The following is a 19,265-nucleotide window of genomic DNA, read 5'->3' as shown; positions in this document are numbered from 1 at the left end:
GCGGTCCCCTTTCCTGCCGGGAACCGCTCCCTTCACGGCGTCTTACTTGGCGCCCGCCGCACCGCGGCGGATGCCGAGGCGGTCGACCAGCGTACGGAAGCGCTGGATGTCCTTCTTGGCGAGGTACTGCAGCAGCCGGCGGCGCTGACCGACCAGGATCAGCAGACCACGACGGGAGTGGTGGTCGTGCTTGTGGGTCTTGAGGTGCTCGGTCAGGTCGGAGATCCGACGCGACAGCAGAGCGACCTGGACCTCGGGGGAGCCGGTGTCGCCCTCCTTGGTACCGAACTCGGACATGATCTGCTTCTTCGTAGCGGCGTCGAGCGACACGCGTACTCCTCATAGTCTGTGACAGGCCACCGAGTGCCCCCGGTCTGCTTCTCGGGGGAGCTTCCGTGACTCGGAAGGCGGGGATCCGCTGGGCGCGGCCTCCAGGGCGATGGGCTCCGGGGGTGCGTACACAAACGGCCGTCGACCAGGGTACCAGGCGGTCGGGGGCGTCTTTGCGCTGGTCCCCGAACCGGGCGGGCGGGGTGGCCTGGGCCACTAGGGTGAGCAGGTTCGGATCGTTCGCGCGTTGTTGTTCGGGCGTCGGCATCGGTACGTCGCTGATCGGGCGTCGCGTCGGCACGTCGCTGATCGCGCAGTCGTCGTCGGTACGTCGCTGATCGCGCGTCGGGGATCCGGACGTTCGAAACCGGTACGTCGGGAAGGGGTCGCTACGGCATGGCGGAGACGGCTGAGGAGATCAAGGCACGCAAGGAGCGGGAGCGGGACGAGCTCTACTCCCTCGACATCTCCGGTGTCGAGTGGCACTGCGCGCCGGGTACCGAGGAGCACGAGGAGCGGGTCGAGATCGCGTACCTGCCCGAGGGGGCCGTGGCGATGCGGTCCTCGCTCGACCCGGACACGGTGCTGCGCTACACCGAAGCGGAGTGGCGGGCGTTCGTGCTGGGGGCGCGGGACGGGGAGTTCGATCTGGAGCCGGGGGCGCACAACGGAGGGTTGCAGGCGGAGACCGGGCAGCAGTCACAGTAGTTCCCGCGGAGCACGACGAGGGGCAGCCGGTGATCGGTTGCCCCTCGTTGCGGTTCTTTCACGTTAATCGCCCTGTTTGTTCATCAAAGTGTGTGCTGTGTACGTCACTTCCGGGCAGCTTCTGAGCGGGTTGTGACGCGGCGGACAGGTGCTCGGGGGTGGACGGGCCTGCCGAGGTGGGGCTTGTGGTGATTAGGCTGGGACAGGGCGCGACGTCAGAACCCGCGGGTAGGGGGTGGGCGTCCCAGGGGGAGAGCGGGGGAGCCTGGATTCGGACGACCTCGGACGACCTCTATACGCCTCGGAACGACTTCGTACGACGTCGGACGACAAGCAAGGGTCGCCCCAGCACGGCATGAGGGTGCTCGACCACACCAGGAGGAACACTGTGAGCAGCGATCGGGACGGGAACCGCGGGGGCTGGGCGACACCCGGCGATGACCAGCCCGACGCGGAGTCCGCGGCAGAGGTGACGGGCGAGTTCACCATCGACTACGCGCCGCCGGCCTGGTACACGCAGAACGCCTCGGGGAGTTCGAGCTCGGGGCAGGGGGCGGGCCAGTCCGAGGACACCAGTGCTTCCGGGGCGCCCGGGGGGTCCCGTCCGCAGGGGGGTTCCGGGGCGCCGAGCGGGCCGGTTCCGCCGCTGCCGGGGCTCACTCCGCCGCCGCATGCCAATCCTTCCGGTGGGGCATCGTCCATTCCGAGGCAGGGCCAGGGGCAGGCCTCCGGCTCGGCGCCGGCACCGGCTCCTTCTCCGGCTCCAGGGGCGCCTTTCACGCCGCCCGCGCCGTCGCCTGCTCCGGGTGCTCCGTTCACGCCTCCCGCGCCTCCCGCGCCCTCGCCGGGCACGCCCTTCACGCCGCCCGCGCCTGCTGCCGGGGGGCCGTCTGCCGGAGGGCCTGCTGCCGTGCCCCGGCTTCCCGTGGGGTTCGAGCCGCAGGCGCAGTCCCCGGGGGCTCAGCCGCAGGAGCGGACCGAGGCGCCCGCGGCGGACCCGGCCTCTCCTACGGCCGTGCCGAACATCCCCGTAGGCGGGTATCAGGCGCAGTGGGCGCCGGCCGCTCCGACGGATGCTCCGGCCACTCCCGATGCTTCGGCCGCTCCGGCCACGCCCCCGGCTGCTCCCGTTACCGATGACGCGGAGCCGGAGAACGGCGGCGATCTGGAGAGCGGCGCCACGATGCGGTTCTCCGCCGTTGCCCTGAAGCGGGAGATCGCGGAGCGTGCCGCCGAGGCCGAGGCCCGGCTGGAGTCGGCCGACGAGAACCAGGACGAAGACAAGGGCAGGGACGAAGACAGCGCGGTCGCTTCCGGCGCGGCTGACGGGGGCGAGCCGGGCGAGGAGTCCGGCGGTGACGTCGAGGGCGCTCCGACCGACGCCGAGGAGGACGTCTCCTCCGGCACGGCGGCCGCGGTCGATGTGGCTGACGTGTCCGGTGCGGACGGTCCTGCTTCCGGTGATGCCGACAGCGGGGACATGGATCCCGCTGTGACCGCACAGGAGGAGGAAGCCCCCGAGGACGCCGCTCCGGAGGCGGAGACGGAGGTGGAGACGGACGGGGCCGTGGCGCAGGATGCCGAGCCTGAGGACTCCGTGCCTGCGGACTCCGTGCCTGCGGATGTGGACTCGGTGGATGCCGTGCCCGTGGACGAGGTCGCGGCGGACGCGGTGACTGCCGATGAGGGCCCGGCCGACGCAGTGCCCGCGGACGAGGTCCCGGCCGCTCCCGAGCCGGCCGACGCACAGCCCGACGACGCTCCGCCCGCTGCCGCACAGCCTGCCGACGCCCCGCCTGCCGATGCCCGGCCCGTGGGCTCCGAGCCCGCCGACGCGGTGCCCGCCGACGCCGCTCCCGAGGACAGCGTTCCGCAGGACGCCGCCGTGCCGGATGGGTCCGCCGCACAGCCCGCCTGGACTCCCCCGGTCCCGCAGGCCATGCCGCCGCTGCCGCCGTCGTATCAGCCGGCCGCCCCCGCTCCGGCCAGTCAGTGGCCCGCGCAGCCGCAGGCCCAGCCTCAGCCGCAGGCCCAGCCCACGGACCCGAACGCGCCCGCCCAGCCGCAGCCGACGGCCGCGCAGGAGCAGCCGCCTGTGCCGCCGCAGCCCTCGGTTCCGGCTCAGCAGCCGCCGTTCCAGCCGCAGGCGCCGCAGCCCGCGCCCGCCGCCTGGAACCCGCCGGCCGCGCCGACGCCGCCGAACCAGCCGCCCGCCCAGCCCGGACCGCAGCCCGGCGCCTACGGCTTCCCGCACCCGGGAGCTCCCGCCCCGGCCGCACCCGACGCCCAGGGCGGATACGGCTTCCCCCACCCCGGCGTGCCGCCGCAGGCCCAGGCCCAGCCGCAGCCCGAAGTGCAGCAGCCCAACACCCCGCCCGTCCCCGCCCCGAACCCGCAGGACGGCTACGGATTCCCGCAGCCCGGCCCCGGCAACCCGTCAGCCGCCGCACCCGACGCGCAAGGCGGCTACGGTTTCCCCCACCCCGGCGCCCAGGCCCCAGCCCCGGGTCCGGCCCCGGCCGCCCAGCAACCCCCGGCCCAGCACCCCGACACCCCGCCCGCCCCCGCGCCCAACCCGCAGGACGGCTACGGATTCCCGCACCCCGGCGCGCCCGCCCCGGCCGCTCCCAACCCCCAGGCCGGATACGGCTTCCCCCAGCCCGGCGTGCCCCCGCAGGCCCAGGCCCAGCCGCAGCCCGAAGTGCAGCAGCCCGCGCAGCCCGTGGACCCGCGGACCGGGGCCGCCTGGCCGCAGCCCATGCAGCACGACCAGCGGCAGCCGACCAACCCGGGGGCCGCGCCGCTCGGTTACACCGCTGCCGTGGAGTTGTCGTCCGACCGGCTGCTCAACAGCAAGAAGCAGAAGGCGAAGAGCAGCCGCCCGGTGGCCGGCGGCGGTCGGTTCAAGATCGGTGGGAAGAAGGAGGAGGCCGAGCGGCAGCGGAAGCTGGAGCTGATCCGCACGCCCGTGCTCTCCTGCTACCGGATCGCCGTGATCAGCCTCAAGGGCGGTGTCGGCAAGACGACCACGACCACCGCGCTCGGCTCCACGCTCGCCACCGAGCGGCAGGACAAGATCCTCGCGATCGACGCCAACCCGGACGCGGGAACCCTCGGACGCCGTGTGCGCCGCGAGACCGGGGCCACCATCCGTGACCTCGTCCAGGCGATCCCGCACCTCAACTCGTACATGGACATCCGGCGGTTCACGTCCCAGGCGCCGTCCGGCCTGGAGATCATCGCCAACGACGTCGACCCGGCCGTGTCCACGACGTTCAACGACGAGGACTACCGGCGCGCGATCGACGTGCTGGGCAAGCAGTACCCGGTCATCCTCACCGACTCCGGTACCGGTCTGCTCTACAGCGCCATGCGCGGTGTGCTGGACCTCGCCGACCAGCTCATCATCATCTCGACGCCGTCGGTGGACGGTGCGAGCAGCGCGAGTACGACGCTGGACTGGCTGTCGGCGCACGGGTACGCCGACCTCGTCGCCCGGTCCATCACCGTCATCTCCGGTGTGCGCGAGACCGGCAAGATGATCAAGGTCGACGACATCGTGTCGCACTTCGAGACGCGCTGCCGTGGCGTCATCGTCGTGCCGTTCGACGAGCATCTCGCCGCCGGTGCCGAGGTCGACCTCGACATGATGCGGCCGAAGGTGCGGGAGGCGTACTTCAACCTCGCGGCGATGGTCGCCGAGGACTTCACCCGACACCAGCAGGCGCACGGTCTGTGGACCTCCGACGGCAACCCGCCGCCGGTGGCCGCCCCGCCTCTGCCCGGCCAGCAGGTCCCGGGCCAGCCCCAGCCTCCGTATCCCGGCCAGCAGCCGGTTCCCGGCCAGCAGGTCCCGGGCCAGCCGGGCCCGTACCCCCAGCAGCCGCAGCCCGGACAGCAGTATCCCCAGCCCGGGCAGCCGTACCCCCATCCCGGGCAGCCGTACCCCCAGCCGGGCCAGCCCCCGGCCCAGCCGGGGCAGCCGTACCCGCAGGCCGCAGGTCAGCCGCCCTACCCGCAACCCGGGCAGCCGGGACAGCCGGCCGCGCAGCCCGGACAGCCGTACCCCCAGCCCGGACAGCCCCCGGCAGCGCCCCCGCAGCCGGGCTACGGTTACCCGCAGCACGGTCAGCCAGGCCAGCCCGGATACGGCTACCCGCAGCCCGGGCAGCCGGGTCACCCGGCGCAGCCCGACGGGCAGACCCCGCCGCCTCCGCCGCCGTCGCAGTAATCTCCTCACCCGATCGGCCCCTTTCGAGGGGCCGATCGGCTTCGTGGCCCGCGCCGTTCCCACTCGGCGCGGGCCACGGTGCGTTCCGGGGCGAAATCCGTTGCCAGGCCCTGGCCAGGGGCGCGTCAGTGGTCTCGACCAATGGCCGTGAAAAGCTCGCCAATTCGTTATTTCCGCAGGCCACAAGGGGTGAACGTGCCGTTGACGGGTGGAGACGGCCGCTGATACACACTCAGCATCCACTGACAGCTGATCAACCCGTCCTTCCCGTCCGAGCGATGACGCGAGGTCCGACCATGGGCACGAAAGATCAGACACGCAGCCTCCCGCGCGGCCTCAGGCTCGTCGCCATGGCCGGAGCGGCGGCGCTCACCCTCACCGCCGGTCTCGCCACCCCGCTCGATCCGGCGCCCCGGCAGGCCCGGGCGGCCGACGACGGCAAGAAGGTGCTGACCGTGGCGGTGGCGCAGAGCGTGGACTCGCTCAGCCCGTTCCTGGCGGTCCGGCTGCTCAGTACGAGCATTCACCGGCTCATGTACGAGTACCTGACGAACTACGACCCCAAGGACAACCACGCCATCGCAGGCCTGGCCACCAAGTGGGAGCCGTCGCCGGACAAGCTGACCTGGACGTACACGATCCGCTCGAACTCCAAGTGGTCGGACGGCAAGCAGGCCACGGCCGAGGACGCGGCGTGGACGTTCAACAAGATGATGACCGACTCCGGCGCGGCCACGGCGAACGGCAGTTACGTCGGCAACTTCCGGAAGGTGACGGCGCCCAGCCCGACCAAGCTGGTCATCGAGCTGAAGAAGCCGCAGGCCACGATGACCGCGCTCGATGTGCCGATCGTGCCGAAGCACGTGTGGGAGAAGGTCTCGGACTTCTCCGAGTTCAACAACGACAAGAGCTTCCCGGTGGTGGGCAACGGGCCGTTCGTGCTGACCGGGTACAAGGCCGACAGCTACGTCCGGCTCAAGGCCAACAAGAGCTTCTGGCGCGGATCGCCGAAGTTCGACGAGCTGGTCTTCCGCTACTACAAGGACCAGGACGCGGCGGTGTCGGCGCTGCGCAAGGGTGAGGTGTCGTTCGTCGCCGGCTCGCCGTCCCTGACGCCCGCTCAGGCGGCGTCCCTGGAGGGCGCGGAGAACATCAAGGTCAACGACGCCCCCGGCCGTCGTTTCTACGCCCTCGCCACCAACCCGGGCGCGAAGGCGAAGAACGGCAGGAAGTTCGGTGACGGCCACCCGTCCCTGCTGGACCAGCGGGTACGGAACGCGCTGTTCAAGGCCGTCGACCGCAAGGCCGTCATCGACAAGGTGTTCCAGGGACACGCCGTCGAGGGCGAGGGCTACATCCCGCCGCGCTTCTCGCAGTACTTCTGGAAGCCGTCGAGCGACCGGAAGCTGACGTACGACCCGGCCGAGGCGGCCCGGATGCTCGACCAGGCGGGTTACAAGAAGAACGGCGACGGCAAGCGCGTCGGCAAGGACGGCAAGCCCATCACCTACCGCGTCCTGTGCCACGCCACCGACCCGAACGACAAGGCGGTCGGCAAGTACCTCCAGGAGTGGTGGGGCGAGCTCGGCATCGGCGTCCAGCTCAACTGCCTGGACAACGTGACCGACCCCTGGCTCGCCGGCAAGTACGACCTGGCCTTCGACGGCTGGTCGGTCAACCCGGACCCGGACTTCGTGCTGTCCATCCACACCTGCGGGGCGCTCCCGGCCACCCCGGAGGAGACGGGCGCCACCGACAACTTCATCTGCGACAAGAAGTACGACGAGCTCTACGCCCGGCAGCTCACCGAGTACGACCCCGCCAAACGGGCGGACATCGTCAAGCAGATGGAGTCGCGGCTGTACGACCTCGGGTACATGAACGTCATGGCGTATCCGAACGCGGTCGAGGCCTACCGGACGGACCAGATCGAGTCCATCACGACCATGCCGGCGAAGGCGGGGAACATCTACGGCCAGGACGGCTACTGGAGCTGGTGGTCGGCGGTCCCGGCGGAGTCGAGCGGCTCGTCGGACAACGCGTCGTCGACGGGGGTCGTGGCCGGGATCGTCGGAGGCGTCGTGGTCCTCGCCGGACTCGGCGTCTTCGCGGCGATGCGGCGGCGCTCCACCGCCGAGGACCGCGAGTAGAGCGGGTGAACGGACACTCATGACCGCTGACGCGACACCCGCGCTGGTCGAGGACAAACACACGGCGGCCGGGCCGCGGGTACGCAAGAGCTCCGCGTATCCGCGGTACCTCGCGAGCAAGGTGGCGGGCGCCGCCGTATCGCTGCTGGCCGTGCTCGTCACCAGCTTCTTCCTCTTCCGGCTGATCCCCGGCGACCCGGTGAAGACCATGACGGGCGGCCGCCAGGTCTCGGCCGAGCAACTGGCCGCCTATCGCGAGGAGTTCGGGCTCGACCTGCCGCTGTGGCGGCAGTTCACGGACTACTGCGGCAAGGCGCTCACCGGCGACTTCGGGACGTCGTACCAGTTCCGTGCCCCGGTCGCCGACAAGATCACCGAGGCGCTGCCGAACACCCTGCTGCTGACCGGGACCGCCTTCGTCCTCTACACCGCGCTGGGCATCTTCCTCGGCACCCGCTCGGCGTGGCGGCGCGGCGGGCTCGGCGACCGGATCAACACCGGCCTGGCGCTCACGCTGTACTCCATCCCGTCCTTCTGGCTCGGGCTGCTGCTGATCATCGTGCTGGCGGTGGGCGTCGGCCCGGTCCCGGGCATGTTCCCGACCGGCGGCATGGAGTCGGGCGGCGAGGAGGGCTTCGCGTACGTCCTCGACGTGGCGCACCATCTGGTACTGCCGGTGGTGACGCTGGTGGCCGTGGAGTACGGGCAGACGCTGCTGGTCACCCGGTCGGCGCTGCTGGACGAGATGGGCAGTGACTATCTGACGACCGCGCGGGCCAAGGGGCTGCGCGACGACCTGGTGCGGCGCCGGCACGCCGTGCCGAACGCCCTGCTGCCGACCGTGACGCTGATCTTCATCAACCTCGGCCGGACGGTGGCGGGCGTGATCCTCGTGGAGACGGTGTTCTCCTGGCCGGGCCTCGGCGGGCTGTTCTACCAGGCGCTGAGCGTGCCCGACCTGCCGCTGGTGCAGGGGCTGTTCTTCGTGTTCGCCGCCGCGGTGATCGTGATGAACACCCTCGCCGACCTGGTCTATCCACTGCTGGACCCCCGGGTGGCCCGATGACGACGACGACCGGCACCGGCACGAGCCCGCGCGCCCTGGCCCGGCAGCGGCGCCGGGCCTCCGTCGCGCGCTTCTGGCGGCAGTACCGCGCCGAGCGGGCGGGGCTGTACGGCCTGGCCGCGCTCGCCCTGTGCGCGCTGCTGGCGCTGTTCGCACCGCTGTTCGTCGGCTCCGACGTGAGCAGTGTGACCACCGCGCCGGGGCGCCCGATGCAGAGCCCGAGCGCCGAGTTCCCGCTCGGCACGGACCAGTTCGGGCGGGACCTGCTGGGCCTGGTGGTCTGGGGCTCGCGGGTGTCGCTGCTGGTCGGGCTGCTCGCGGCGGTGCTGTCGGTGGCGATCGGCACCCTGATCGGGGTCACGGCGGGCCACTTCAAGGGCTGGTACGCGACGGTGATGATGCGGGTCACCGACTGGTTCCTGGTCATGCCGACGCTGGTGCTGGCGATCGCCCTGGCCACCGTGATGTCCCGCTCGATGACCACGACCGTGGTCGCGATCGGCGTCACCACCTGGCCGACCACGGCCCGGCTGGTGCGTGCGCAGACCCTCGCCGTGGAGACGCGGCCGTACATCGAGCGGGCGAAGGCGCTCGGCGGCGGGCACTGGCACATCATGTCCCGGCACGTACTGCCCAACGTGATGCCGCTGGTGCTGGCGCAGACGACTCTGATCATCTCCACCGCCATCCTCGCCGAGGCGACGCTGGCCTTCCTCGGTCTCGGTGACCCGACGGTCGTGTCGTGGGGCGGGCTGCTCCAGGACGCGCGCGAGGCGGGTGCGGTCAGTGCCGGGGACTGGTGGTACCTGGTGCCGCCGGGCATCGCCATCGCCGTGGTGGCGCTGGCGTTCACGCTGTGCGGGCGGGCCGTGGAGTCCGTCCTCAACCCCAGGCTGGGGGTGTCGCGGTGACCCTGCTCGAGGTCAGGGACCTGACGGTGACGTACACGGGCGGGGCGGCCGCCGTGCGCGGGGTGGACCTGCCCCTGGACGCCGGCCAGAAGCTCGGCCTCGCCGGGGAGTCCGGCTGCGGCAAGTCCACGCTGGCGCTGGCCCTGCTGCGGCTGCTGCCCGCCGGGACCCGCGTCACGGGTGAGGTCCTGCTCGACGGCGAGGACGTGCTGACGATGAAGTGGGGCCGGGTGCGGGCGGTCCGCTGGGCCGGGGCCTCGGTCGTGTTCCAGGGCGCGATGCACTCCCTGAACGCCGTGCACCGCATCGGCGACCAGATCGCCGAGCCGATCCTGCTGCACAAGAAGGCGACCCCGGCCGGGGCGAAGAAGAAGACCGGGGAGCTGCTGGAGCACGTCGGCCTGCCGGCCGCCCGCGCGGACGCCTATCCGCACGAGCTGTCCGGCGGGCAGCGGCAGCGCGTCATGATCGCCATGGCGCTGGCCTGCGATCCACGGCTGATCATCGCCGACGAGCCGACCACCGCGCTCGACGTGATGATCCAGGCGCAGATCCTCCGGCTCATCGAACAACTGGTCGCGGACCAGGACCTGGGCCTGATCATGATCAGCCATGACCTGGCGGTCCTCGCCGACACCTGCGACCGGCTCGCGGTGATGTACGCGGGCCGGGTGGTCGAGGAGGGCCCGGCCCGGCAGGTCTACGAGGACGCCCGGCACCCGTATGCCAGGGCCCTGTCGGCCGCGTTCCCGCGCATCGGCGACCCGGCCTCCCGGTTCGCGCCGCAGGGGCTGGCGGGCGACCCGCCCGACCCGGCGGCGCTGCCGTCCGGCTGTACGTTCCATCCGCGCTGCCCGGTGGCGCTGGAGTCCTGCCCCGAGCAGGACCCGGTGCTGCGCGAGGCGGGGCCGGAGCGGCGGGCGGCGTGCGTCCTGGTCGGGCCGCCGCCGGAGGAGCCCCGCGCGGAGCCTCAGGATCCGGAAGCCCTGGAGGAAGCGAGGCCCAGCACGCCATGACCACGTCCCCCACGGCCCCCGAGGTCACCACGGCACCTCTGCTGAGCGCCCAGGACCTGCACGTCACCTTCCCCGGCCGGCACGGCGGCCCCCGGGCCCGGGCGGTGGACGGGGTCGACCTCGACATCCGGCCCGGCGAGATCGTCGCGCTGGTCGGCGAGTCCGGCTGCGGCAAGACGACCCTGGCCCGCTGTCTGCTGGGCCTGGTCGAGCCGACCTCGGGCCGGGTCACCTTCGACGGCCGCCCGCTGGAGTACTCCGGCCGGTCCCTCAAGGCGTACCGCAAGCGCGTCCAGCTGGTCCTCCAGGACCCGAGCGGCTCGCTCAACCCGCGGCACACGGTGTACGACGCGGTCGCCGAGGGCCTGCGCATCCACGGCTACGGCGGTGACGAACGGACGGCGGTCGCCGAGGCCCTGTCCCGGGCCGGGCTGCGGCCCCCGGAGCGCTTCTTCCTGCGCTATCCGCACGAACTGTCGGGCGGGCAGCGCCAGCGGGTCGTCATCGCGGGCGCGCTCGTCCTGGAACCCGAACTCCTCGTCGCCGACGAGCCGGTGGCGTCCCTCGACGCCTCCGTGCGCGGTGAGATCCTCGCCCTGCTGCTGCGGCTGCGCACCGGGCTTGGCCTGTCCGCGCTGGTCGTCACGCACGACCTGGGACTGGCCTGGAACATCGCCGACCGGGTCGCCGTGATGTATCTGGGCCGGATCGTGGAGACGGGCGCGGTGGAGCAGGTCCTGACCGCGCCCCGCCACCCGTACACCCAGGCCCTGCTGTCGGTGCTCCCCGAGGCACCCGGCGACCCGGTGGTCCTCACCGGCGAGCCCCCGGACCCGTCGCGGGTGCCGTCCGGCTGCCGCTTCCACGCCCGCTGCCAGATCCTCGCGAGCGGTGAGGCGGAACGGGCGGGTGTCGCGGACGCGTGCCGCAGCCAGGACCCTGAGATCCTCGACGGGAGCGGCACGGCCCAGGTGGCATGCCACTGGGCTGCGCGCTGAGGGCGAGGCCGGGACCGTCTGCTCACCGCGTCGCCCGGCTAGCTGCGAGACCCCTCGGCGTGGGCGAGGGCGCTGGGTGTCCGGCAGCCGACGATCGCCGGGGCCTCCTGGACGAGCGTGTCGTCGGTGAGCGCTGCCACCATGAACAGCGCGAAGTCCACGCGGCGCGTCAGGTTGCCGGCCAGTACCGGGTCGCCCACGTGCCGGCTCCACACGGGCATGCCCTGGCTCTCGCCCTCCTCCAGGGAGCTGCCGCGCACCACGGTCCACCGGGTGTCGCTGGCGAACACCCGCCGGCAGGCCTCGACCTGGTCGTCGAGTTCGACGGCGCGGACGAGCTTGGCCAGCACGGTGGCGATCCGGACGCCCAGGAGGAACAGCCGTGAGTACGTGTCCTTGCCGTCGCGTGTGATGTGCCAGCCGCAGGAGAAGACCAGGCGCGCGCCCGGCCGTGCGTGGTCGAGCACCGCCTGCGCCGTGCCCGACGCGTACTGCCGCACACCCCACGGCACCAGCACCGTCAGCACGCCGTCGCACCCGGCGACCGCCCGCCGGATCACCTCCGGGTCGTTCGTGTCTCCGGGGACGACGGTCATCCGGCCTTCGAATGCGGCCAGCTTCGGCACGCTGCGCTCCCGGCACACCCCGACCACCTCGTAGCCGCGCTCCAGCGCGTGCCCGACCATGTACTGCCCGAGCTTCCCCGAGGCCCCGATGATGCAGACCCTCTTCACGCGATCCGTGTCCATGGCGCGGCCCCTTTCACCGGGATGCCTACCTTATGTTGTAAGGCAAGCTAGCCTTATGCTGTAAGGCGGTCAAGGGAGCGCACGAGGAAGTCAGAAGGAGGGCCCTGGGTGGGCGGCGGAAACAAGGGCAGGCGGGGGGCGTCGGCGCGCACGCCGCTCAGTCGCGAGCGTGTGATCCGCACGGCGATGGCAGTGGCGGACGAGAAGGGAGCGGCCGCGCTCACCATGCGGGCCATCGCCGAACCGCTGGGCGTCGAGGCGATGTCGCTCTACCACCACGTCGCGGGCCGGGAGGACATCCTCGACGGCATGGTGGACGCGGTGTTCGGCGAGATCGACCTACCGCCGCGCGAGATGGACTGGAAGAGCGCCCTGCGCCACCGCGCGGACTCCGCCCGTGCCGTCCTGCTGCGCCACCCCTGGGCCGTCGGCCTCATGGACTCCCGCTCCCAGCCCGGCCCGGCGACCCTGCGCCATCACGACGCCGTCATCGGAACGCTGCGCGCCGGAGGATTCTCCGTCCCCATGGCCGCGCACGCCGTCTCGCTGATCGACAGCTACCTGTACGGGTTCGTGCTCCAGGAGCTGAGCTTGCCGTTCAGGGGCGCGGCGGAACTGGACGAGGTCGCGGGCGCCGTCCTGCGCGACATGCCCGCCGACACCTACCCCCACCTCACCGAACTGGCCACCGAGCACGTCCTCAAGCCCGGCTACGACTACGCCGGCGAGTTCGCCTTCGGCCTCGCCCTCATCCTCGACGCCCTCCACCCGGACGAGGCCGCAAGCGCATGACGAGTGCGCGGGGTGTGTCCGGACGCTAGGCGGACCGCTCGGCCGCCGCCACCAGTTCCCGGCAGCGCTTGACGTCCTCGGCGATCTGCACCAGCAGCGCGTCCAGCGTGTCGAACCTGGCCTGCCCCCGTACGAACGCCAGGAAGTCGACGGCGACATGGAGGCCGTACAGGTCGAGGCCCACGCGGTCGATGGCGTACGCCTCCACCGTGCGCTCGGTGCCGTCGAACTGCGGGTTCGTGCCGACGGAGATCGCGGCCGGCATCGCCTCGCCCTGGGCGTGCAGCCAGCCGGCGTAGACACCGTCGGCGGGGATGGCGGTGTGCGGCAGGGTCTCGACGTTGGCGGTCGGGAAGCCCATCTCGCGGCCGCGCTGGGCGCCCCGGACGACGACGCCCTCCACCCGGTGCGGGCGGCCCAGGATCTCGGCGGCGCCCTCGACGTCGCCCTCGGCGACCAGACGCCGGGTCAGCGTCGAGGAGAACGGCTCGCCGCCGCCCGCCTCGCCGGTGACGTACAGGTCGACGACCTCGACCTCGAAGTCGTAGGTCTTGCCCTGCGTGGCCAGGAACTCCACGTTGCCGGCGGCCTTGTGGCCGAAGCGGAAGTTGGGGCCCTCGACGACGGCCTTGGCGTGCAGCTTGTCGACGAGGACCTTGACGACGAAGTCAGCCGGGGACAGCTTCGAGAACTCGGTCGTGAAGGGCAGGATGAGCACCGCGTCCACGCCCAGGTCGGCCATGAGTTCGGCGCGGCGGTGGTGCGGGGCGAGCAGCGGCGGGTGGCTGCCGGGGCGGACGACCTCGCTGGGATGCGGGTCGAAGGTGACGACGACGGCTGGGACGCCCAGTTCGCGGGCGCGGTTCACGGCATGCCGGATGATCAGCTGGTGTCCGCGGTGGACTCCGTCGTAGGAGCCGATGGTGACGACGCTGCGCCCCCAGTCCTGGGGGATGTCCTCCAAGCCACGCCAGCGCTGCACTGTGCCTGCTCCTTGTCGAAAGCTCGTCGAACCCGTGTCCGTGGTTGTAGCTGGTTGCCTCGTACGCAGGTCTAAGGGTGCCATGCCGGGTGTCTCCGGCCCGCATCGGCATGGGGGCTGTGACGGGGCGCACGACGCTGCGTCCTCTCCGGCCTGCGCGGGATCCCCCTCATACGGGCACGCTCACACCCGCCAGGTTCTCGATCGTCCGGTGGGCGCTCGGCCCGACCAGCACCGCCCAGTCCCCGGGCGCGTCGGCCAGCCAGCGGACCATGCGCGCGGCGAAGCCCGGCACGTGCCGGCCGAGGTCGACCAGGGCCCGGTCGAAGCGGGCCGCGCCCTCCGGGGTCCGCACGAGGAGCAGTCCGACGCGGCGGATGAGGTCGCGCAGTTCGTCACCGCCGTTCCGGGCGGCGGCGTGCAGCAGAGCGTCCAGGACGTCGGTGTCGTGCTCGCGGGCCAGGAGAACGTCGCGCAGCTCGCGGCGCAGCGGGCGGGAGGCGGGGATGCCGGGCGGGGCGAGGACCGCGGCCAGGGCACACCGCAGCCGCACCGGGCCGCCCTCCAGCAGGCAGGTGACCAGCGGCAGGAGCACGGCCCGGGCGGCAGCACCCCGGTCGAGCCGCTGGTCCACGTACGCGGCCACGTGCCCGGCGAGTTCCGGCCGCTGCTCCGCCGCCCGCCCCACCAGCGCGGCGACCCGCCGGGCCAGGCCGGGCGGGGTGGCGTCGGCGAGCGCCCGCAGCGCCTCCTCCGGATCCGGCCGCTCCAGCCGCACCGCGAAGGCGGCGAGGACCGGCTCGGGGTGGGCCGGGAGAGCGGCGGCGGGGGCGTCCGGCGGGAGGTGCGGGTCGCCCGCCGCGAAGTGCTCCAGCGCCCGCGGGAGATACCGGGCCCGGGTGTGCGAATCCTGGACGAGGAGGGCCAGCGCGCCGCCGTGCAGGGCCCGGTCGGCGGGGCGGGCGAGCAGGGTGAGGGCCGCGTAGCGCAGGAGGGCGCGGTCGCCTCCGGTGCGCACGTGCGGCGCGACGCGCAGGCCGTGCGCCATCGCGGCGCTCCGTCGCGCCGGCCGCTCGTCGCGCGCCCACCGGTCCACGGCCCGGCACACCGCCGACGGTTCCTCCTCGGCCAGCACGGCGAGCAGCTCGTCGGCCCGGCGGTGCGCGCGGCCGACGAGCACGTCCGCCAGGTCGTCCGGCGCGCCGTGCCGGTGGGTGTGCAGCAGTGCCTGCGCGGCCGTGGCCACGGTCGCGTGCGGGGTGGCGGGCAGCGGCTGGTCGTCGTCGAACCAGCGGGCCAGCAGCGGCTGTACGGCGGTGGGATCGGCGGCCAGCAGGCGGGCGACGGTGTCCAGGAACCGGGGACCGGCCTCGCACGGCGGGCCGTCGGCGTGCACCAGCCGCCTCAGCAGCGCGAAGCGCTCGTCCTCCGGCAGCCGTACGGCGGCCCAGAAGGCGGGCCCGACCTCCTCCGGTACGGGCCTCTCCTGCCGCCGCCAGGCCACGATCCGGTCGGCGAGCAGCCGCAGCACCTCCGTGTACGGCGTCGCCTCGGGTACCGCCGACAGGGTCCCGGCGAGCAGCCGGGCGGCCCACCAGGAGCGTGGATCGGCGTCCAGGGCGTGCACCAGGTCCGCCAGGCGGGAGGCCAGTCTGCCGGTGCCGTGGTGGCGGGCGAGGAACAGCAGGGCCTGGACGACGGGCCCGATGCGGTGGTGCGGGACGGGGTCGGAGTGGGCGTCCGGCCGGCGGTGGACGAGGGCGTCCAGGGCCTCGTCGAGGTCGAGGTGCAGGCCCTGGAGCCAGTCGGCGAACTCCTCGTGGGCGAAGCGGTAGCCGGCTCCGGCGGGCACGAGCAGGCCCTCGGCGAGGACGGCCGACGCCCAGCCGGTGCCGCCGCCGAGCCGCGCAGGGGCGGGCCCCCACGGGAACACCGCCTCGAACGCCTCCCGGTCCAGATCCCCCGGCCCGGGCCCCAGGCTGCGCCGGGCGGCTTCGTGCACCTGCCCGGCGACCTTGGCGGCCAGCCGGCGTACGGCCGTACCGCACAGGCCGTTCCCGGCGGCCAGCCGCACGGCGACGCGCAGGGACATCAGGTCGAGGTAGGCCGCGAAGACGTCGTCGCGGTCGACGGTGGCGCCGGGGCCGCCGGGGCCGCCGGGACCGCCGGGACCGGCGGGTGCGCCGGCGCTTTCCGGGCCGTCGACGACACCCCCTAGGGCGTCACGGATCTCGGCGAGCAGCCGCAGGGTGAGGGGGTGCCGGGCGTCGGCGTCGACGAGGGCGCTCTCCGGGACGCCGTGGCGCAGCCGGGCCTCCCGGGCCTCCTCCTCGGTGAGATCGCCGAGGCGCACGGCCGCGGGCCGCTCCGCGGCACCGGCCGGCCGGTACAGGACCTCCGCCGGGAACCCCGCCCTCTCCCAGTACTCCGGCCGGCACGCCACGACCAGCCGCACACCCGTCTCCCGCAGCCACCGCACCGTCCCCTCCGTCCAGTCGGCCAGGCGGCGAGCCCGCGCCGGGGGCATCTCCTCCGGGCCGTCGAGGAGCAGCAGCAGGGGCCGTCCGAGGGCACCGGCGAGGCGGGCGAGGCGCTCGGGCGTGGTGTCACCCAGGTCGGCCGGCAGGAAACGGGACCGGGACGCGGCCACGGCAGGGGCGGCCCGCATCAGCGCCCGGCGTGCGGCGTCGGCCACCGAGGCGTCGTCGTCCCGCACTTCGCAGCCGGGCAGCCACAGCGTGGGATGCCCGCTGCGGGCGCGGCGTGCGGCGAGCGCCGCGAGTTCCGTCGTACGACCGCTGCCGGGCGCCCCGACGAGGCCGAGCACGGCCGCCGGGCCTGCCTGGAACGCGCTGAACTCGGCCGCCACGGCCGCCCGTTCGACCGGTTCCGGGAGACCAGTGCCGCCGGGCGGGCCGTCCAGCCCCACCGCGGTGCCGGTCAGCTCCAGTACCCCGGCCAGGTTGAGATCGGCGCCGTACGCGGGGACCGTCGCCGCGTTCTCGGCGAGCAGCTCGGCGAGCGGGCCCGCCGCGATGGAAGCCCGGGAACGCAGCGGTACGGCGAACCCGACGTCGCTGTGGCCGGAGCGGAGCGCGGTGCCGAGGACCCCGACGACGGCGCCGGTCGCGGCGTCGAGCACCGGGCCTCCGGCCGCCCCGCCACCCAGCCGCAGCGCGTCCCGCCCTGCCGTGCCGACCGCCAGCTCCAGCGCGTCGTCGAGGCGGTGGAGGCGGTCCGTGGCCGTGTACGTCACGGCGGTCGAGCCCAGCACCCTGGCCTCGCGCCAGCCGCCGGCGGCGATCCGCACATAGGCGCCCGTCCCGGCCCCGCCCCGCACGGTGACGGGCAGCGGCGGCACGCCGAGGCCCTCGGTCCGTACGAGGGCCAGGTCGAGCGCGGGCAGCGGGGTCACCGCGTCGGCGGACACCACCCGGCGGCGGTCCCCGGCCCCGTGCAGGACCAGCCGGGGCAGGCCGTCGACCGCCTCGTGGCTGGTGACGAGCGTGCCGTGGTGGTCGGCCAGGAAGCCGGTGCCCCGGGGGCGGCCGGCGGGGTCGTGGATCCGGACGAGGGCCGGGCCGGCTGTCCCGCCGTCGGTTCCCTCGGTCGTGCGCTGTGCTGTTCCGGGGCGGTCCTGGGATGCTGGTGCGCTGTCCTGTGTCTCCCCGGACCGGTTCCGCGACGTCATCGTCGAGCCTCCCCGCCGTACACCCGTGCCCTTGCGTGCGACGGTAGGGGCGAGATGATCAGCGGAACAGATCGCTCGTCGAAAGCGCCCCCTTCCGCTCCCCCGGTTCACTCCGAGCGCCTGCACGGACGGGTGAACGAACCGAGGCGGCTGGATACACCCTAGGGGTGGGGGAACCGAGGGGGGGACCGTGGAGCGGCGGCAGTGGAGGTACCCCGTGGTCGCCGCTCCACGGGCGGGCTGTCAGCCGAAGACGGCCAGGCTCTTGGCCTTGCCCCGCTGCTCCTCGACGAGGGCGAGGAAGCGGCCCTCCGGGTCGAAGACGGCGACGGTGCCGGCGCCCGCGTACTCGTCGGGCATGTCCAGCCGTACGCCGTTGGTGAGCAGCCGGGCGCGCCGGGCGTCGACGTCCCAGCGGCGGAACGCGGCCGCTGCGGCCTCGGCGACCGGCATCACGGTCAGCTCCTGCTGGAGTTGGTCGAGGGTGCGGGCCGCGTCCAGCTTGTAGGGGCCGACGCGGGTGCGGCGCAGGGCGGTGAGATGCCCGCCCACGCCGAGGTCGGCGCCCAGGTCGCGGGCGAGGGCCCGGATGTACGTGCCGGAGGAGCAGACGACCGAGACGACCAGGTCGAGTACGGCCGTGCCGTCCTCGGCGACGGCCTCCCGGACGTCGTACACGCCGAAGGAGGAGACCGTGACGGGCCGGGCCGGGATGTCGAACTCCTCGCCGTCCCTGGCCCGCTTGTAGGACCGCACACCGTTGATCTTGATGGCGCTGACCTTGGACGGCACCTGCATGATGTCGCCGGTCAGCTTGGCGACACCGGCGTCGATGGCGTCGCGGGTGACCCCGGAGGCGTCCGTGGAGGAGGTGATCTCCCCCTCGGCGTCGTCCGTGAGGGTGTTCTGCCCGAGCCGGATCGTGCCCAGGTACTCCTTCTCGGTCAGTGCGAGGTGGCCGAGGAGTTTGGTGGCCTTCTCGATGCCGAGGACGAGGACGCCCGTCGCCATCGGGTCGAGGGTGCCGGCGTGGCCGACGCGTCGTGTCCTGGCGATGCCGCGCATCTTGGCGACGACGTCGTGCGAAGTGAAGCCCGACGGCTTGTCGACGATGACGAGGCCGTCGGGCGTGGTGTGCTTCTGGGTCATTCGGCGGTGTCGTCCGTCTCGTCGTCCTCGTCCGGCTTGCGGTACGGGTCGGCGTCGCCGGCGTACTTCGCGCCCGCGGACGCCTCCCGCACCTTCTCGTCGGACTGGCGCGCCTTGTCGAGGAGGTCCTCGATGGCGCGCGCGGTGTCCGGGAGGGCGTCCATGACGAAGGTCAGGGTCGGCGTGAACTTCACGCCGGCGGCCCGGCCGACCTCGGAGCGCAGGATGCCCTTGGCGCTCTCCAGGCCGGCCGCGGCCGCGTTCCGCTCCTCGTCGTCCCCGTACACCGTGTAGAAGACGGTCGCCTCCCGCAGGTCACCCGTGACCCGCGTGTCCGTGATGGTGACGTGCGAGCCGAGCCGCGGGTCCTTGATCCCGCGTTGCAGCTTCTGGGCCACCACTTCCCGGATGAGGTCCGCCAGCCTCTTGGCCCGCGCGTTGTCGGCCACTGGTCCGTCTCCCGTTCTTTCCTGTCTGGGTCGTTCTCGGTTC

Annotated in this window: 14 protein-coding genes and 1 pseudogene; 9 read left to right on the top strand and 6 right to left on the bottom strand. The window is 73.2% G+C overall.

Features of this window, described 5'->3' with window-relative positions:
- Window positions 1-42: 42 nt before the first annotated feature.
- Entirely contained in the window at window positions 43-330 is a 288-nt protein-coding gene (rpsO, locus tag CP976_RS31470; RefSeq protein ID WP_059415298.1) for a 30S ribosomal protein S15, read from the bottom strand.
- Window positions 331-726: 396 nt separating this feature from the next.
- On the opposite strand from rpsO, the gene CP976_RS31465 reads away from it, so the two are divergent.
- The 8 genes and pseudogenes from CP976_RS31465 (at window position 727) to CP976_RS31435 (ending at window position 11,410) form a co-directional block, all read left to right on the top strand.
- Complete coding sequence (locus CP976_RS31465; protein WP_150483343.1) at window positions 727-1,038, top strand: DUF397 domain-containing protein; 312 nt, start codon at window positions 727-729, stop codon at window positions 1,036-1,038.
- Between the two features lie 355 nt (window positions 1,039-1,393).
- Window positions 1,394-1,507, top strand: a pseudogene (locus CP976_RS44805) (hypothetical protein); the annotation flags it as partial.
- A gap of 714 nt (window positions 1,508-2,221) precedes the next feature.
- On the top strand, window positions 2,222-5,269 hold the full coding sequence (locus tag CP976_RS31460) for a nucleotide-binding protein (protein ID WP_150485579.1): 3,048 nt from the start codon (window positions 2,222-2,224) through the stop codon (window positions 5,267-5,269).
- A 296-nt stretch (window positions 5,270-5,565) separates the two neighbouring features.
- Entirely contained in the window at window positions 5,566-7,419 is a 1,854-nt protein-coding gene (locus tag CP976_RS31455; protein WP_150483342.1) for an ABC transporter substrate-binding protein, read from the top strand.
- Between the two features lie 19 nt (window positions 7,420-7,438).
- A complete protein-coding gene (locus CP976_RS31450) occupies window positions 7,439-8,485 on the top strand; it encodes an ABC transporter permease (protein ID WP_150483341.1) in 1,047 nt (348 codons plus the stop codon).
- Window positions 8,482-9,396 (top strand): ABC transporter permease, encoded by a 915-nt coding sequence (locus CP976_RS31445; protein WP_150483340.1) that lies wholly within the window; start codon window positions 8,482-8,484, stop codon window positions 9,394-9,396. The genes CP976_RS31450 and CP976_RS31445 overlap by 4 nt, the downstream gene beginning before the upstream one ends.
- Window positions 9,393-10,412, top strand: coding sequence for an ABC transporter ATP-binding protein (locus CP976_RS31440; RefSeq protein WP_150483339.1), 1,020 nt, complete (start codon window positions 9,393-9,395; stop codon window positions 10,410-10,412). Before CP976_RS31445 ends, CP976_RS31440 begins: the two co-directional genes overlap by 4 nt.
- The gene (locus tag CP976_RS31435) at window positions 10,409-11,410 is read left to right on the top strand and encodes an oligopeptide/dipeptide ABC transporter ATP-binding protein (protein ID WP_150483338.1); all 1,002 of its coding nucleotides are present in this window, start codon (window positions 10,409-10,411) and stop codon (window positions 11,408-11,410) included. Before CP976_RS31440 ends, CP976_RS31435 begins: the two co-directional genes overlap by 4 nt.
- A gap of 38 nt (window positions 11,411-11,448) precedes the next feature.
- Here CP976_RS31435 and CP976_RS31430 read toward each other — a convergent pair whose 3' ends face one another.
- Window positions 11,449-12,159, bottom strand: a complete 711-nt coding sequence (locus tag CP976_RS31430) for an NAD(P)-dependent oxidoreductase (RefSeq protein ID WP_150483337.1) — start codon at window positions 12,157-12,159, stop codon at window positions 11,449-11,451.
- Between the two features lie 186 nt (window positions 12,160-12,345).
- On the opposite strand from CP976_RS31430, the gene CP976_RS31425 reads away from it, so the two are divergent.
- Entirely contained in the window at window positions 12,346-12,951 is a 606-nt protein-coding gene (locus CP976_RS31425) for a TetR/AcrR family transcriptional regulator C-terminal domain-containing protein (protein ID WP_150485578.1), read from the top strand.
- A 25-nt stretch (window positions 12,952-12,976) separates the two neighbouring features.
- Here CP976_RS31425 and CP976_RS31420 read toward each other — a convergent pair whose 3' ends face one another.
- The 4 genes from CP976_RS31420 to rbfA form a co-directional block, all read right to left on the bottom strand.
- Window positions 12,977-13,933, bottom strand: a complete 957-nt coding sequence (locus CP976_RS31420; protein ID WP_150483336.1) for a bifunctional riboflavin kinase/FAD synthetase — start codon at window positions 13,931-13,933, stop codon at window positions 12,977-12,979.
- A 169-nt stretch (window positions 13,934-14,102) separates the two neighbouring features.
- Window positions 14,103-17,624, bottom strand: a complete 3,522-nt coding sequence (locus tag CP976_RS31415; protein ID WP_150483335.1) for a trypsin-like peptidase domain-containing protein — start codon at window positions 17,622-17,624, stop codon at window positions 14,103-14,105.
- A gap of 243 nt (window positions 17,625-17,867) precedes the next feature.
- Window positions 17,868-18,773: a tRNA pseudouridine(55) synthase TruB gene (gene truB, locus CP976_RS31410; protein ID WP_150483334.1), complete on the bottom strand. Its 906-nt coding sequence runs from the start codon at window positions 18,771-18,773 to the stop codon at window positions 17,868-17,870.
- Window positions 18,770-19,222, bottom strand: coding sequence for a 30S ribosome-binding factor RbfA (rbfA, locus tag CP976_RS31405; protein ID WP_020269629.1), 453 nt, complete (start codon window positions 19,220-19,222; stop codon window positions 18,770-18,772). Before rbfA ends, truB begins: the two co-directional genes overlap by 4 nt.
- Window positions 19,223-19,265 lie beyond the last annotated feature (43 nt).

The organism is Streptomyces coeruleorubidus (assembly GCF_008705135.1).
Classification (GTDB): Bacteria; Actinomycetota; Actinomycetes; order Streptomycetales; family Streptomycetaceae; genus Streptomyces; species Streptomyces coeruleofuscus.
The sequence above is the reverse complement of the archived record's forward strand: the minus strand, read 5'-3'. Positions and strand labels throughout refer to the sequence as shown.

What these genes read in the sequence shown, in the direction of transcription:
- CP976_RS31465 (WP_150483343.1), top strand. Translation starts at nt 727, where the DNA reads ATGGCGGAGACGGCTGAGGAGATCAAGGCACGCAAGGAGCGGGAGCGG.
- CP976_RS31460 (WP_150485579.1), top strand. Translation starts at nt 2,222, where the DNA reads ATGCGGTTCTCCGCCGTTGCCCTGAAGCGGGAGATCGCGGAGCGTGCC.
- CP976_RS31455 (WP_150483342.1), top strand. Translation starts at nt 5,566, where the DNA reads ATGGGCACGAAAGATCAGACACGCAGCCTCCCGCGCGGCCTCAGGCTC.
- CP976_RS31450 (WP_150483341.1), top strand. Translation starts at nt 7,439, where the DNA reads ATGACCGCTGACGCGACACCCGCGCTGGTCGAGGACAAACACACGGCG.
- CP976_RS31445 (WP_150483340.1), top strand. Translation starts at nt 8,482, where the DNA reads ATGACGACGACGACCGGCACCGGCACGAGCCCGCGCGCCCTGGCCCGG.
- CP976_RS31435 (WP_150483338.1), top strand. Translation starts at nt 10,409, where the DNA reads ATGACCACGTCCCCCACGGCCCCCGAGGTCACCACGGCACCTCTGCTG.
- CP976_RS31430 (WP_150483337.1), bottom strand. Translation starts at nt 12,159, where the DNA reads ATGGACACGGATCGCGTGAAGAGGGTCTGCATCATCGGGGCCTCGGGG.
- CP976_RS31425 (WP_150485578.1), top strand. Translation starts at nt 12,346, where the DNA reads ATGGCAGTGGCGGACGAGAAGGGAGCGGCCGCGCTCACCATGCGGGCC.
- CP976_RS31415 (WP_150483335.1), bottom strand. Translation starts at nt 17,624, where the DNA reads ATGACGTCGCGGAACCGGTCCGGGGAGACACAGGACAGCGCACCAGCA.
- truB (WP_150483334.1), bottom strand. Translation starts at nt 18,773, where the DNA reads ATGACCCAGAAGCACACCACGCCCGACGGCCTCGTCATCGTCGACAAG.